16 protein-coding genes and 1 pseudogene are annotated in these 12,154 nt (G+C 72.9%); 8 read left to right on the top strand and 9 right to left on the bottom strand.

Features of this window, described 5'->3' with window-relative positions:
• Window positions 1–30 precede the first annotated feature (30 nt).
• The 5 genes from ABD774_RS00155 to ABD774_RS00135 are packed head-to-tail and all read left to right on the top strand — an operon-like array spanning window position 31 to window position 1,916.
• A complete protein-coding gene (locus ABD774_RS00155) occupies window positions 31–180 on the top strand; it encodes a hypothetical protein (RefSeq protein ID WP_345036273.1) in 150 nt (49 codons plus the stop codon).
• Window positions 181–237: 57 nt separating this feature from the next.
• The gene (locus tag ABD774_RS00150; RefSeq protein ID WP_345036271.1) at window positions 238–732 is read left to right on the top strand and encodes a hypothetical protein; all 495 of its coding nucleotides are present in this window, start codon (window positions 238–240) and stop codon (window positions 730–732) included.
• Window positions 733–747: 15 nt separating this feature from the next.
• Window positions 748–876 (top strand): hypothetical protein, encoded by a 129-nt coding sequence (locus ABD774_RS00145; protein WP_345036269.1) that lies wholly within the window; start codon window positions 748–750, stop codon window positions 874–876.
• The gene (locus ABD774_RS00140; protein WP_345036266.1) at window positions 876–1,022 is read left to right on the top strand and encodes a hypothetical protein; all 147 of its coding nucleotides are present in this window, start codon (window positions 876–878) and stop codon (window positions 1,020–1,022) included. The genes ABD774_RS00145 and ABD774_RS00140 overlap by 1 nt, the downstream gene beginning before the upstream one ends.
• A gap of 54 nt (window positions 1,023–1,076) precedes the next feature.
• Window positions 1,077–1,916, top strand: a complete 840-nt coding sequence (locus ABD774_RS00135; RefSeq protein WP_345036264.1) for a DUF4097 family beta strand repeat-containing protein — start codon at window positions 1,077–1,079, stop codon at window positions 1,914–1,916.
• Window positions 1,917–1,923: 7 nt separating this feature from the next.
• Here the strand turns inward: ABD774_RS00135 and ABD774_RS00130 are convergent, their stop codons facing one another.
• Both ABD774_RS00130 and ABD774_RS00125 read right to left on the bottom strand, forming a co-directional pair.
• A complete protein-coding gene (locus ABD774_RS00130; RefSeq protein WP_345036262.1) occupies window positions 1,924–2,469 on the bottom strand; it encodes a GNAT family N-acetyltransferase in 546 nt (181 codons plus the stop codon).
• Entirely contained in the window at window positions 2,466–2,813 is a 348-nt protein-coding gene (locus tag ABD774_RS00125; protein WP_345036259.1) for a DUF4440 domain-containing protein, read from the bottom strand. The genes ABD774_RS00130 and ABD774_RS00125 overlap by 4 nt, the downstream gene beginning before the upstream one ends.
• An 81-nt stretch (window positions 2,814–2,894) precedes the next feature.
• Here ABD774_RS00125 and ABD774_RS00120 point away from each other — a divergent pair, with 81 nt between their 5' ends.
• Window positions 2,895–3,254: an antibiotic biosynthesis monooxygenase family protein gene (locus ABD774_RS00120; RefSeq protein WP_345036257.1), complete on the top strand. Its 360-nt coding sequence runs from the start codon at window positions 2,895–2,897 to the stop codon at window positions 3,252–3,254.
• A gap of 36 nt (window positions 3,255–3,290) precedes the next feature.
• On the opposite strand, the gene ABD774_RS00115 is transcribed toward ABD774_RS00120, so the two are convergent.
• On the bottom strand, window positions 3,291–3,929 hold the full coding sequence (locus ABD774_RS00115; protein ID WP_345036255.1) for a CYTH domain-containing protein: 639 nt from the start codon (window positions 3,927–3,929) through the stop codon (window positions 3,291–3,293).
• Between the two features lie 71 nt (window positions 3,930–4,000).
• A complete protein-coding gene (locus tag ABD774_RS00110; protein WP_345036253.1) occupies window positions 4,001–4,879 on the bottom strand; it encodes an aldo/keto reductase in 879 nt (292 codons plus the stop codon).
• Between the two features lie 102 nt (window positions 4,880–4,981).
• Here ABD774_RS00110 and ABD774_RS00105 point away from each other — a divergent pair, with 102 nt between their 5' ends.
• The gene (locus ABD774_RS00105) at window positions 4,982–5,560 is read left to right on the top strand and encodes a 1-acyl-sn-glycerol-3-phosphate acyltransferase (protein WP_345036251.1); all 579 of its coding nucleotides are present in this window, start codon (window positions 4,982–4,984) and stop codon (window positions 5,558–5,560) included.
• Window positions 5,561–5,664: 104 nt separating this feature from the next.
• Here the strand turns inward: ABD774_RS00105 and cspE are convergent, their stop codons facing one another.
• The gene (cspE, locus tag ABD774_RS00100; RefSeq protein ID WP_248257855.1) at window positions 5,665–5,868 is read right to left on the bottom strand and encodes a transcription antiterminator/RNA stability regulator CspE; all 204 of its coding nucleotides are present in this window, start codon (window positions 5,866–5,868) and stop codon (window positions 5,665–5,667) included.
• A gap of 338 nt (window positions 5,869–6,206) precedes the next feature.
• Here cspE and ABD774_RS00095 point away from each other — a divergent pair, with 338 nt between their 5' ends.
• Window positions 6,207–7,679, top strand: coding sequence for a gluconokinase (locus ABD774_RS00095; protein WP_345036247.1), 1,473 nt, complete (start codon window positions 6,207–6,209; stop codon window positions 7,677–7,679).
• Window positions 7,680–7,701: 22 nt separating this feature from the next.
• Here the strand turns inward: ABD774_RS00095 and ABD774_RS00090 are convergent, their stop codons facing one another.
• The 4 genes and pseudogenes from ABD774_RS00090 to ABD774_RS00075 form a co-directional block, all read right to left on the bottom strand.
• Complete coding sequence (locus ABD774_RS00090) at window positions 7,702–8,046, bottom strand: hypothetical protein (protein WP_345036245.1); 345 nt, start codon at window positions 8,044–8,046, stop codon at window positions 7,702–7,704.
• A complete protein-coding gene (locus ABD774_RS00085) occupies window positions 8,039–8,896 on the bottom strand; it encodes a slipin family protein (protein WP_345036243.1) in 858 nt (285 codons plus the stop codon). The genes ABD774_RS00090 and ABD774_RS00085 overlap by 8 nt, the downstream gene beginning before the upstream one ends.
• A 251-nt stretch (window positions 8,897–9,147) precedes the next feature.
• Window positions 9,148–9,708 (bottom strand): annotated as a pseudogene (locus ABD774_RS00080) (hypothetical protein); the annotation flags it as partial.
• Window positions 9,708–11,999, bottom strand: coding sequence for a nitric-oxide reductase large subunit (locus tag ABD774_RS00075; protein ID WP_345036239.1), 2,292 nt, complete (start codon window positions 11,997–11,999; stop codon window positions 9,708–9,710). The pseudogene ABD774_RS00080 and the gene ABD774_RS00075, both read right to left, overlap by 1 nt.
• Between the last annotated feature and the right edge of the window lie 155 nt (window positions 12,000–12,154).

Below are 12,154 nucleotides of genomic sequence, written 5' to 3'. Positions count from 1 at the left end.
CCGGAGCGACCAACGGAAGGAGGCCCAGCCATGGATCCGATTCTCGACGCCTTCACCGCCCGTTACCTGGGTGTGCCCGTCGACGAGTATCTGCACGTCTCCCGCGGCCTGACCGGCCGCCGGGGCTCCGTGCCCGCCCGTCGCCGGGTCGCCCCGGGCCACCGCCCCGGCCTCCGCTGACCGGAGCTGACGCCATGACCTCTTGACGTGACATCACGGTGATGCCACGCTGACGTCATGGATCTCAGCCCGTACCTCGCGAAGCTGCGGCAGGGGCTCGCCACATCCGCCCGCGGCTCCGGCACCCAGGTGCAGGAGGCGGCCGAGCTGCTCGCCCAGAGCCTCGAGCCAGCCCTGCGACTGACGCTGATGGAGCTCGCGTCGGACGTCGCGGCCGAGGTCACCGTCCAGCTCGACGGCGACGTCGTGGAGCTGCGGCTCCGGGGCGGCAACCCGGAGGTCGTCGTCCAGCAACGCCTACGCCCGGCGGAGATCCCGCCGCCGCCCGCCCCTCCGGCACCGCCCGTGCCGGAGGACGAGGGTGGGACGGCGCGCATCTCGCTCCGCCTCCCGGAGAACCTCAAGGGCCAGGTCGACCAGGCCGCCGCCCGTGAGGGCGTCTCCGTCAACACCTGGCTCGTCCGGGCCGCCCAGCAGTCGCTGGCCGGCCCGGGTGCGCAGCCCGCCGACAACATCAGGACCGGCCGCCGGATGAGCGGCTGGGTCCGCTGAGAAAGGCCTTCCGCCATGGATCCCAGCGTCCTCGACGCGTTCGCCGCACGCTCCCTGCGTGTGCCGATGGAGAACCTGCTGACCGAGCGGCGCGCGTCCCGCGCGCACCGCACCCGCCGCACCCCCGAGAGGAGGACGGACTGATGGACCAGTGGCTCGAGCTGCACGAGGCCCGCGCGCGTGACCTCGTGCGCGAGGCCGAGGCCGTGCACCGCCGCCGCGCGATGGCGCCGCGACGGAGCACCGTCTTCACCCCGACCCGGCGTCGTTCCGCCGCCGACTCGCTCTAGGTACGCCCGCGCCCGCCCGCCGCACGGCGGGCGGGCGCCTTCCGAGGAGGTCTGATGGAGCACGAGTTTCCCGTCACGGGCCCGATCCGCGTCCAGGCCGCCACGCGGGCCAGCGACCTGGCCCTCGTCGCCCACGACGCCGACCGCGTCACCGTCCGCCTGGACCCCCTGCGGGCCGACGACGAGGGCGAGTCCCTCGCCGGGTCGACCCGCGTCGAGCTCACCGGGGACACGCTGCGGATCGAGGTGCCGCCGTCGCGCGCCCGGCTCTTCGGGCCGAGCGCCCGCCTGCGGATCACCGTCACCGTGCCGGCCGGGTCCTCCCTCGACGCCACGTCCGGCTCGGGCGACGTGACGAGCGACGGCCGGCTCGCCGTCGCGCTGGTGCGCACCGGATCGGGCGACGTCGACCTCGACGAGGCGGCGGAGGTCGAGGTGACCACCGGGTCGGGTGACGTCACCGTAGCGTCGCTCGACACCGGCCAGGTGCTGACCGGGTCCGGCGACGCCACCGTCGGGACGGTGCGGCGCTTCCTCCGGTCGCGCTCCGGCTCCGGCGACGTGGTCGTCGGTGCCGTCGCCGACGTCGAGGGCGTCACCGGCTCCGGGGACCTGCTGGTCAAGGAGCTCTCCGGCCGGGCCGTCGTCCGCACCGCGTCGGGCGACCTCACCGTGCGCCGCGTGCTCCACGGTGAGCTCGACGCGCGGACCGCCTCCGGCGACGTCTCCGTCCGGGTCGCCGAGGGGACCGCGGTGCTGCTCGACTGCTCGACGGTCTCCGGCGGGATGCGGTCGAGCCTCGAGCCGGCCGCCGAGCCCGGGCCGGACGAGCCCGCGCTCGTCCTGCGGGCACGCACCGTCAGCGGGGACATCACCGTCCAGCGCACGGCCTGAGCGGCGGTTACCTCAGGCGGAGTGCGTAACGCTCCTCGCCGCGCGCCGGGTCCGACGGCAGCGGCTGGCGCTCCCCGGTGGACCGGAATCCCAGGCGCTCGTAGAGGCGTCGGGCGCGGTCGTTGCCGTCGGCCACGAACAGGGTCAGCACCCGGGCCCCCTCGTTCGCCGCCGCCTCGCGCACGGCAGCGACCAGCAGAGCCGCCACCCCCGAGCCGCGCGCCCGCGGGGCCACCCACATGGACACGACCTGGCGCTCGTCCTCCCGCCCCTCCTCGGCGTAGAACGACACGAGGCCCACGACGTCGCCGTCGAGGCGGGCGAGAAACGTCCGCCCGGCCCCGGCCCGCTCGCGCCAGGTGCGCTCGTCGTACCCGACCTCGCGCTCGAGCGTGGAGCCGAAGGCGTGAGGCGCCTCGGCGAGGGCGCGCAGCCGCACGTCCCGCAGCGTGGGCCAGTCCCGCGTCGTCACCGGCACGATCGTGAGGCCGGCGTCCGGCGGGTCTGCGGGGCGCGCGGGCGCCCCGTCGGTCGGGCTCTGCTCCGCGGTCACCCAGCGCCCAGCGGTGTCTGCTGGTGCAGGACGAGCCGGGCCTCGCCGTCGTCCTCGACGTAGGTGCTCGCCATGGTCGCGCGGTAGACCTCCTGCCCGCGCCGCCCCTCGAACGTGTAGACGAGGGCGGCCGCGTCGGCGCCCACGGGCAGCAGCTGCGCCTCGGTCAGGGCCACCCCGTCCCAGCCGGGGCTGACGTCCATGGCCCGCGCGCACCCCTCGGCGTCGAGGACCATGCCGGGCAGGACGAAGAGGGCGTCCGGCCGCATGATGCGCCGGTAGGTGTCGCCGGTGCCGGTGGCGAGCTCGCGTTCGGTGGCGAGCAGGGTCGCGAGGGTCAGCATGGTCCGACGCTAGCGGCGCCCGTCGGCGCCCGCCGCCGCTGGCGCCGTGTGGCACTCCCCGGGCGGGGGCAGGATGGAGGCATGAGCATCGTGAAGATCAACGCCATCACGGTCCCGGCGGACAGCGGCGACGAGCTCGCCCACCGCTTCGCCGCCCGCGCCAGCGCGATGGAGGGCGTCGACGGGTTCCTCGGTTTCGAGCTGCTGCGCCCCACGGACGAGCGCACCACCTGGCTCGTGGTGACCCGGTGGCGCGACGACTACTCCTACGAGGCCTGGCGTGGGTCGGAGGCGTTCTCCGTGGGGCACGGCCGCGGCGCCGGGCACGCGGGGCACGGCGGGGAGCACGGCGAGGGTCAGGGTCACGGCGGCCGCCGCCCGGTGGGGACGTCGGCGGAGCTGTGGAGCTTCGAGATCGCCGGCGGCAGCGGCGTGGACTGAGCCTCGCGCGCACGTGGTTTCCCGGCGCGCAGGTGATCAGGACGACGTGCCGAGCTCGTTGCGCCCGAACTCCTCGAGGAACCGCGGGCCGGTCTGCTCCAGCTCGCGCTCGAACTCGTCCGCCCAGCCCTCGAAGGGCGCGGAGGCGAGGGAGTCGTTGGTGAAGCGCGGGTCGCCCGTCAGCTCGGTCACGCAGAACTCGGGGATCGCCAGGTCGGTGACCGGCCCGCCACGCTCGCACTCGGCGACGATGAGCGGCGCGTTGCGTCCGAGGAACGCGTCCAGCACCCAGCCGTCCGTCCCGAGCCACACGGAGTGGCGGTACTTGACCACCTTGGCGCCGCCCAGGCGCACCATGGCCAGGCCGACGGACACGTCCAGCTCGCGCTCCGCCTCGTAGCGGGTGCCGCCCACGTAGGGCCCCTTGGCGGTCAGTGCGCAGAACGTGAACGCGTCCGCGAGCTCGTCGAGCAGCGCCGACTCGTCGACCGCGGCGGGCACCGGCACCCGTGGGGCGGGAGCCTGCAGCCGGATCCGCAGGGCGTAGCCCTCGGCGGCGAGGAAGTAGCTCTGGACGATGAGCACGGGGTCGGGCTCGCTGAGCACGGCGTCGGGCAGCGCGCGGACGAGGAACTTGCGCTCGAACTCGAAGTCGCCGTAGCCGGTGTCACTCATAGCCAGAACGTACCGCCGTCCCCGCGCCGCGCGTCGGACGCCCGCCGCACCGGGCCGTCCGGCCAGGTCGCTCAGCCCGCCGCGACCCCGGTGCGCGCCGGGGAGCCCTCCTCGAAGTCCTCCGGGTAGCCGTTGAAGAGGTCCGGGTGGAAGCCGATGCGCGCACCTCGGTCCAGGCCGTCGATGGCGGCCATGTCGGCCGCCGACAGCTCGAACCCGAGCACGTCGAGGTTCTCCGCCATGCGCGAGGGCGTCACCGACTTGGGGATGACGACGTTGCCGAGCTGGAGGTGCCAGCGCACGACCACCTGGGCGGGCGTGCGGCCCAGCCGCCCGGCGATCCCGGTGATCACTGGGTCGTCCAGCACCGCGCCCTGCCCGAGCGGGCTGTAGGCCTCGGTGAGGATGCCGTGCTCGGCGTTGAAGGCGCGCAGCTCCTTCTGCTGGTGGTACGGGTGCACCTCGATCTGGTTGACCACCGGCCTGACCTCGGCGGCGTCGAGCAGCTCGGCGAGGTGGTGGGGCAGGAAGTTGGAGACGCCGATGGCGCGGACCCGCCCGGCGGCCCGCAGCTCCTCCATCGCCCGCCAGGTGTTCAGCGTCTCGCCACGGCCGGGGCACGGCCAGTGGATGAGGTACAGGTCCACGACGTCGAGTCCGAGCGTCTGCACGCTCGCGTCGAACGCCGTGAGCGTGGAGTCGTAGCCCTGGTCGGGGTTCGCGAGCTTCGTGGTCACGAAGACCTCGTCGCGGGCGAGGCCGCTCGCCGCGAGGGCAGCCCCGACGCCCGCCTCGTTGCCGTACCGGGCCGCGGTGTCGATGCTTCGGTACCCGGCGGCCAGGCCGTGCGCGACAACCTGCTCGGTGTCCTCCGGCGGCACCTGGAAGACGCCGAGGCCGAGCTGCGGCATCGTCGTCCGGTCGTCGAGCGTGACCTGGGGCTGGTTCATCGGACTCCTTCGTCTGGCGTGGGGCTGTCCGGCCATCCTGTCGAACGGCCGACGAAGGTACCAAACCCGCCGACGGCGGCGTGGCTGCCGTAATATCCGGCCGTGATCATCCGACGCGCCCTCGCGCGCGCCTACTGGGCCGTGAGCCGCTGGCACTACCGGTCGGCGCCCCTGCCCAGGGACGGCGCCGGCATCCTCATCGGTGCGCCGCACACCTCGAACTGGGACTTCGCCCTCATGCTCGCGATCAGCTGGCGCGCCGGCGTGTCGGTGAAGTTCCTGGGCAAGAAGTCGTTGTTCAAGCGGCCCTTCGGCCCGCTCATGCGGTTGCTGGGCGGCATCCCGGTGGACCGCGCCAACCCCGCCGGCCTCGTCGACGAGCTGGTCGCCCGGGTCAGGGCGGGCGAGCGCTTCTACCTGGTGATCACGCCGGAGGGCACGCGCAGCGCGTCGCCGTACTGGAAGTCAGGGTTCTACCGGATCGCCCGGGCGACCGGACTCCCCGTGATCCTCGGCTACGTCGACCGGACGACGATGACCTCCGGGCTCGGCCCCACCCTGAGGCTCACGGGCGACGTCGTCGCGGACATGGACCGGATCCGCGCCTTCTACGACGGCAAGACCGGCGTCACGGGACGGACCACGACGCCGCGCCTGCACGAGGAGTCGCCGGCGGGCTGAGCACGGCCGCGCTCGTGGGTGCACAAAGGCCCCAGCACCGAGGTGCCGGGGCCTTCAGCCGAGGCGGGTCCTACCTATGAGGCGGGTGCCCTACCTGCCTAGGGTCAGACCGGGCGGATGTTCTCCGCCTGCGGGCCCTTGGGGCCCTGGGTGACGTCGAACTCGACCTTCTGGTTCTCCTCCAGCGAGCGGTAGCCCGAGGACTGGATCGCGGAGTAGTGGGCGAAGACGTCGGCCGAGCCGTCGTCCGGCGCGATGAAGCCGTAGCCCTTCTCAGCGTTGAACCACTTAACGGTTCCGGTAGCCATGGTTGCTCCTTCCGAGCAGTGAAACGACCCCCCGGTTGGGGGCCGTGTGTCACGGTGTTCGTCGTCTGCTCCATGAAGGACAAGCAACCCGACAGGCGGCCGGGGCCTAACAAACTTGATGCACTGCAACTTGGGCACGAGACTACGGCATAACCGATCTGTTGAGGCAAGTGTTTCCTGGCACAACTTTTCCCGCAGGCCCGGCCGGCGCCTCCGCGCGCGCGTCTGTGCAGCCATCATCACCCGGCGGCGAGGCGTCCACCTGTGCTTTCGACGACCGGGCGCCCCCGCGGAGGTCCGCCGCTAGCATCGGGACCACCTCAGCAGGAAAGAGTGTGATGTCCGACTTCCGCGTTCCGCTCGCCGACGCCCTCGACCCGCTCGTCCTCGCCCTCGACGTCGGCTCGACCGCGAGCCGTGGCGGCCTCTACGACGCCGCCGGCAGGCCAGTGCTCCAGCACCGGCACAAGGTGCCGCACCAGTTCACGACCGCGACGGACGGCACCTCGACGATCGACCCCGACCAGGTCGTCGCCGAGGTCGAGGAGATCGTCACGGCCCTCGCCCGGCCCGAGCTCACCGGCCGGATCGCGGGGGTCGCCCTGGACACCTTCGCCTCGTCGCTCGTCGGCGTGGGGCCGGACGGGCGCGCGCTGACGCCCTGCTTCACCTACGCGGACTCCCGCTGCGCCGCCCAGGTCGTCGCCCTGCGCGCGGAGCTCGACGAGCGCGAGGTCCAGCAGCGGACCGGGACCCGGCTGCACTCGAGCTACCTGGCGGCGCGGTTCCGCTGGCTGCGCGAGACGGCCCCGTCGACGTTCGCCGCCGTCGAGCGCTGGATGTCCCTCGGCGAGTACGTCCACCTGCGGCTGCTCGGCACGACGGCGGTCGGCACCTCCACGGCCGCGTGGACCGGGCTGCTCGACCGGCGCACGGGCGCGTGGGACCCCGGGATGCTCGAGGTCGGCGGCGTCGGCGCCGAGCAGCTGTCCGAGATCCGCACCCCGGACCGGCCGCTGGAGGCGGAGTCCCGGTGGCCCGCCCTGCGTGGCGCCCGCTGGTTCCCCGTCATCACCGACGGCCTCGCCTCGAACCTGGGCATCGGGGCGGACGACCCCTCGACGGTCGCCGTCGCGGCGGCCACCAGCGGCGCCATGCGCGTCCTGGTCTCGGAGGTGCCGGATGTGCTGCCGCCGGGCCTGTGGTGCTACCGGGTCGACGCGACGCGCTCGCTGCTCGGCGGCGCCCTGAACGACGTCGGACGGGCGGCCACCTGGCTGGAGGAGAACGTCCGCCTCGACGGGACCGACCTCGGCCGGGTCCTCACCGCGGAGCCCGACCCCGGCACCCCGAGCGTGCTGCCGTACTTCTCGGGCGAGCGCTCCACCGGGTGGGCCGCCGGGGCCCGCGCCCTGCTGGCCGGCGTCTCCGCGGCCACCACCGGACCGATGCTGTTCCGCGGGACCATGGAGGGCGTGGCGCTGTCCTACGCGCGCGTCGCGGCGCAGCTGCAGCAGGTGGCCGGCCGGACCCAGCGCATCCTGGCGAGCGGCCGGGTGACGCAGGACCTCCCCGACTGGCTGCAGGTGCTCGCCGACGCCCTCGGGGCGCCCGTCGTGCCCGTGACGATCAAGCGGTCCACCCTCCACGGCACGGCCCTGCTCGCGCTCGACACGGTCGCACCGGGGGTCGAGCGGGCACCCGTCGACGTCGGCCCGACGCACCAGCCGGTCCCCGCCCGCGCGGCGTACTACGCCGACCGGGCCGCGCGCTACGAGGACCTGTACCGGGCCGTCGTCGCGGGCGGCTGACACTCGGCGGTGCGGCGCGAGGTCAGAGCGGTTGCTCGCCCGTGACGGCGGTGGTCGCGCCGCCCCCGGCCTGCCTGGCCCGCCGCTCCCGGCGGGCCCGCACGAGCCGAACGCCGCCCAGCAGCGCGACGAGCGCGCCCACGCCTCCGACGAAGATGCCGCCCATCAGCCAGAAGTAGAGGGGCTGCACGGTGTCGCCGCCCTCGGCGCCGACCATCGACCCGCCGAGGAACCCGAAGAGCGGGGCCAGGACGGCGATGACCGTGCCGATGATGATGCGGTGGATCCCCGGCAGGTCGCCCGGCTGGAGGACGCGGTCCTCCGCCGGGGTGCCGGACCTCGCCTGCGGGATGTCGGTGTCAGCCACGGCCGTCCCTCTCTGCGCTCGCCTGCGTGTCGTCCGACGGCTCCTCCCGCGGCGGCGGGGTGCCGTTGGACCTGCCGTTGGTGAAGATCTCCGTCAGCTGCGGCAGCTTCCCCAGGAAGGGGCCGATGATGTCGATCGGCAGCGGGAAGACCACGGTGGAGTTCTGGTCGGCGCCGAGCTCCAGCAGCGTCTGGAGGTACCGCAGCTGCAGCGACGCGGGGCTGCGGCTGAGCGTGTCCGCGGCCTGGCGCAGCTCCTCGGAGGCCTGCAGCTCGCCGTGGGCGTTGATGATCTTGGCCCGCCGCTCGCGCTCCGCCTCGGCCTCCCGCGCCATCGCCCGCTGCATCGCCTCGGGGATCTCGACGTCCTTGATCTCGACCACGTTGACCTGCACGCCCCACGGCGCGGTCTGCGCGGCGATGCTCTGGGCCAGGTCCTCGTTGAGGTCGGCCCGGTGCGCCAGCAGGGTGTCGAGGTCCGCCCGGCCGACGACGGAGCGGAGCGTGGTCTGCGCGATCTGCGAGGTGGCGACCGCGTGGTTCTCCACCGTCATCACGGACTGCACCGGGTCGGTCACCTGGAACAGCACGACGGCGTTGACCCGGGCCGGCACGTTGTCCTTGGTGATGACCTCCTGCGGCGGGATCGTCAGCGTCACCACGCGCAGGTCCACGCGGACCAGCTTGTCCAGGCCCGGCACGAGCAGACGCACCCCCGGCCCGAGCGCCGGCCGCAGCCGCCCCAGCCGGAACGCCACGCCGCGCTCGTACTCGCGCAGGATCCTCACCGAGGAGATCAGCAGCACCACCGCGAGCGCCACGACCACCCCCACCACGAGCTGCCAGGTCATCGCTTCCCCCTCCTCGACCAGCCGCCCGGCAGCTCGCCGCCGTCGGCCGCCTTCTCGAACGCCCCCCAGCGGGTGGCGAACCGGTCATCGCCGCCGCCGGGCATCGGGGCCCGGCTCCCGATCTCGATCGGCACCGGCCCCGTCCCTGCCGCACCCCCGGACCCCGCCCCTGCGCCGTCCCGGGCGCACCGAAGGCGGTCGCTGGCGTACCCGGACCTGCGGCGCGCCTCCCGGGCGGCCGCCACGGCACGGGCGGCGGCCGCGTCGTCGGGCATCTCGATCCTGACGTGCTCCGGGAAGGCCGCCGGCGTGCGCCGCAGGTGCGACCAGAGCGGCCAGCTCCCCGCGGCGACGACCGCGAGCGCGACGGCGAGCACGACCAGCTCCCCCGCGCTGCCGCCGTCAAGCATCATCCCGAGCGGCCAGACCGCCCCGAGGACGGCGACGGCGCAGGCGATGCCCCGGTGGAACCGCTCCGCCTCCGAGGCGGGCCAGGGGTCGACGCCGCGGCTGACCTCCCGGCCGTGCGTCGAGGTGGTGCACGTGTCCTTGACGGGGCAGGAGTTGCAGACCGCCGGGCTGGCCCGGTACCGCATCACCCGGTTCTCCGGGTCGAACGAGTGGGGCCACAGCCACTGGTCCTCGGGGCAGACCCAGGCGTCGTGGTCGGCGTGGTAGGTGAAGGCGCCGGAGCGCCACCGGGCAGTGTTCGTGGAGGTCCGCCGGGCGAGCAGGTCGAGCGCGTGGGCGACGCCGAGCAGCGCCACCCCGTAGCCGGCCGCCAGCCAGACGGCGATGCCGACGTCGCCCATCACGCGCTCCCGCGGCCGGTGCCCGTGCCGCCCGGACCGACCGGCTGCTCCTCGACGAAGAGCTGCTCCACGGGGATCTCGAGGCTGGTCGAGCGAATGCGGTGCCGCACCCCGAGCCAGGTGATCCAGAGGAAGGGTAGGACCCCGCCGATGATGAAGATGAGGTCGCCGGGCATGCGCAACCACTCGAGGACGGCGTTGCCGGGGCGGGTGATGAAGTTCAGCTCGCGGGCCTCGAAGTAGCCGTCGTTGACGGAGTACCAGAGCTGGATGACGCCGAGCGGCAGCAGGGTCGCGAAGACCATCCAGGCCAGCCCGATGTTGAGCGACCAGAAGGACAGCTTCGCGAGCCGGTCCGGCCAGCGGGCCGGCGGGATGAGGTAGCGCAGCGCGAACAGCGCCAGGCCCACTCCCATCATCCCGTACACACCCATCATGGCGCCGTGGGCATGGTTGGCGGTCAGCGCGGTGCCGATCTGGTAGTACGAGATGATCGGGAGGTTGATGAGGAACCCGAAGACGCCGGCGCCGAGGAAGTTCCAGAAGCCGACGGCGACGAGGAACATCACCGCCCAGCGGTGCGGGAACGGCGCGGAGCTGCGCGACTCCTGCCGCGAGCCGAGCTGGAGGAAGCTCCAGGCCTCGATCGTCAGGAACGTCAGCGGGATGACCTCGAGGGCGGAGAAGAACGCGCCGAGCGCCATGTGCTCGACCGGGGTGCCCGAGAAGTACAGGTGGTGCATGGTGCCCAGGACGCCGCCGGCGGAGTAGAGGATGACGTCGAGGAAGATGATCTGCATGGCGATCCTGTGCCGGACCACGCCGAGCATCACGAAGATGTAGGCGACCATCACGGTGGTGAAGAGCTCGAGGAAATCCTCCACCCACAGGTGCACCACCCAGAAGCGCCAGAACTCGGCGACGGTGAGGTGTGTCTGGGTGCCGGCGAGCAGGCCGACGGCGTAGAACCCGGGGATCGCGAGCCCGGAGTAGAAGAACAGCCACGGCATGTTGCCGCGATTCTCCGTCCTCAGCCGGGTGCGGATGGCTCGGAAGATGATCGCGATCCACAGGAACATGCCGACGGTGAGCAGGCCCTGCCAGACCTTCGGCAGGTCGAGGTACTCCCACTGCATGTCCCACAGCGGCGAGCCCTTGGCGAGCTCGACGCCGAAGATGCTCATCGCCTCCCCGGCGAAGGAGCCGACGATGACGAGCGCGACGGCGCCGAGGAGGCCGTAGGCGAGCCAGTGCTGGTTCCTGGGCTCGCGCCCCGAGATGTACGGGGCGATGAAGATGCCGGCGCCCAGGAACGAGGCGGCGGTCCACAGCAGCGCGAGCTGCACGTGCCAGGTGCGGGCGAGGTTGAACGGCAGGATCTGCGCGAGGTCGATGCCGAAGAAGCTGGAGAGGTCGGCGCGGTAGTGCTCGACCGCGCCGCCGAGCAGCGCCTGGGCGAGGAACAGCAGCGCGACGACGAAGAAGAACCAGGCGGTGGCCCGCTGGGCGGGCGTGACGGCGACCTCGCCCGGCTGCTTGAACGCGAGGGTCCGGGTCTCGGCGGAGTGCCAGCCGATGCTGCGGCTCCAGCGGCCGTAGATGGCGAACAGGGCGCCCGTGCCCGCGAGCAGGGCCACGAGCGACAGGCCGCTCCACACCAGGATGTCGGCCGTGGGGCCGTTGTCGACGAGCGGCTCGGCGGGCCAGTTGTTCGTGTAGGAGTAGTCGTGCCCGGGTCGCTCCGCCGCCGACGCCCACGCCGTCCAGGCGAAGAACGAGGTCAGCTGGCGGATGTCCTCCGGGTCGGTGATGGCGTCGGGGATGAGCCCGTACTGGGTGGTGGACGAGCCGAAGTAGTCGGCGTAGTGCTGCTGGACCTCCTCGAACGCCTGGACCTGCAGGTCGGTGAGCTCGAGGGTGCCGGTGGCCTCGTCGTAGCGGTTGGTCCGCATCATCTCCACGAGGGCGCCCTGCGGGTCCTGCTCGCCGGCGCCCTCGAGCTGGTCGAGGACGTAGGTGGCGGAGCGGCGCAGGTAGTCGGCGGTGTAGTCGGGGCCGAGGTACCCGCCGTGCCCCATGACGGAGCCGTACTGCTGCAGGCCCCGGCGCAGGAAGATCTGCTGACCCGAGGTGATGTCCTCGCCGGTGAAGACGACCTCGCCCTGGGCGTCGACCACCCTGTCCGGCTGGGGCATCGAGTCGGTGTACGTGCGCAGGGCCAGCAGGCCCATCACGAAGAAGCCGAAGAGCATCACGAGCGCGACGCCCTGCACCCACCCCTTCGAGACCATGAACTCGGAACGTGTACGACCTTCGGGCGCGATCTGGACCACGGCGATTCCCCTCCCGGAAATGCCCCCGAGAAACCGCGGAGATCCATCACGGTCACCGTGAGAATCGTCGTTCTGGTGCCCGCACCGCAGGTCCCGCTCCTGCTGGCGGCGTT

Origin of the sequence: Georgenia daeguensis (genome assembly GCF_039537705.1) — a bacterium.
GTDB classification, from domain to species: Bacteria; Actinomycetota; Actinomycetes; order Actinomycetales; family Actinomycetaceae; genus Georgenia; species Georgenia daeguensis.
This window is presented reverse-complemented; position numbering and strand designations above follow the sequence as displayed.

What these genes read in the sequence shown, in the direction of transcription:
- ABD774_RS00140 (WP_345036266.1), top strand. Translation starts at nt 876, where the DNA reads ATGGACCAGTGGCTCGAGCTGCACGAGGCCCGCGCGCGTGACCTCGTG.
- ABD774_RS00115 (WP_345036255.1), bottom strand. Translation starts at nt 3,929, where the DNA reads ATGAGTGACACCGGCTACGGCGACTTCGAGTTCGAGCGCAAGTTCCTC.
- ABD774_RS00155 (WP_345036273.1), top strand. Translation starts at nt 31, where the DNA reads ATGGATCCGATTCTCGACGCCTTCACCGCCCGTTACCTGGGTGTGCCC.
- ABD774_RS00150 (WP_345036271.1), top strand. Translation starts at nt 238, where the DNA reads ATGGATCTCAGCCCGTACCTCGCGAAGCTGCGGCAGGGGCTCGCCACA.
- ABD774_RS00135 (WP_345036264.1), top strand. Translation starts at nt 1,077, where the DNA reads ATGGAGCACGAGTTTCCCGTCACGGGCCCGATCCGCGTCCAGGCCGCC.
- ABD774_RS00085 (WP_345036243.1), bottom strand. Translation starts at nt 8,896, where the DNA reads ATGACCTGGCAGCTCGTGGTGGGGGTGGTCGTGGCGCTCGCGGTGGTG.
- cspE (WP_248257855.1), bottom strand. Translation starts at nt 5,868, where the DNA reads ATGGCTACCGGAACCGTTAAGTGGTTCAACGCTGAGAAGGGCTACGGC.
- ABD774_RS00125 (WP_345036259.1), bottom strand. Translation starts at nt 2,813, where the DNA reads ATGCTGACCCTCGCGACCCTGCTCGCCACCGAACGCGAGCTCGCCACC.
- ABD774_RS00110 (WP_345036253.1), bottom strand. Translation starts at nt 4,879, where the DNA reads ATGAACCAGCCCCAGGTCACGCTCGACGACCGGACGACGATGCCGCAG.
- ABD774_RS00095 (WP_345036247.1), top strand. Translation starts at nt 6,207, where the DNA reads ATGTCCGACTTCCGCGTTCCGCTCGCCGACGCCCTCGACCCGCTCGTC.
- ABD774_RS00145 (WP_345036269.1), top strand. Translation starts at nt 748, where the DNA reads ATGGATCCCAGCGTCCTCGACGCGTTCGCCGCACGCTCCCTGCGTGTG.
- ABD774_RS00075 (WP_345036239.1), bottom strand. Translation starts at nt 11,999, where the DNA reads ATGGTCTCGAAGGGGTGGGTGCAGGGCGTCGCGCTCGTGATGCTCTTC.
- ABD774_RS00120 (WP_345036257.1), top strand. Translation starts at nt 2,895, where the DNA reads ATGAGCATCGTGAAGATCAACGCCATCACGGTCCCGGCGGACAGCGGC.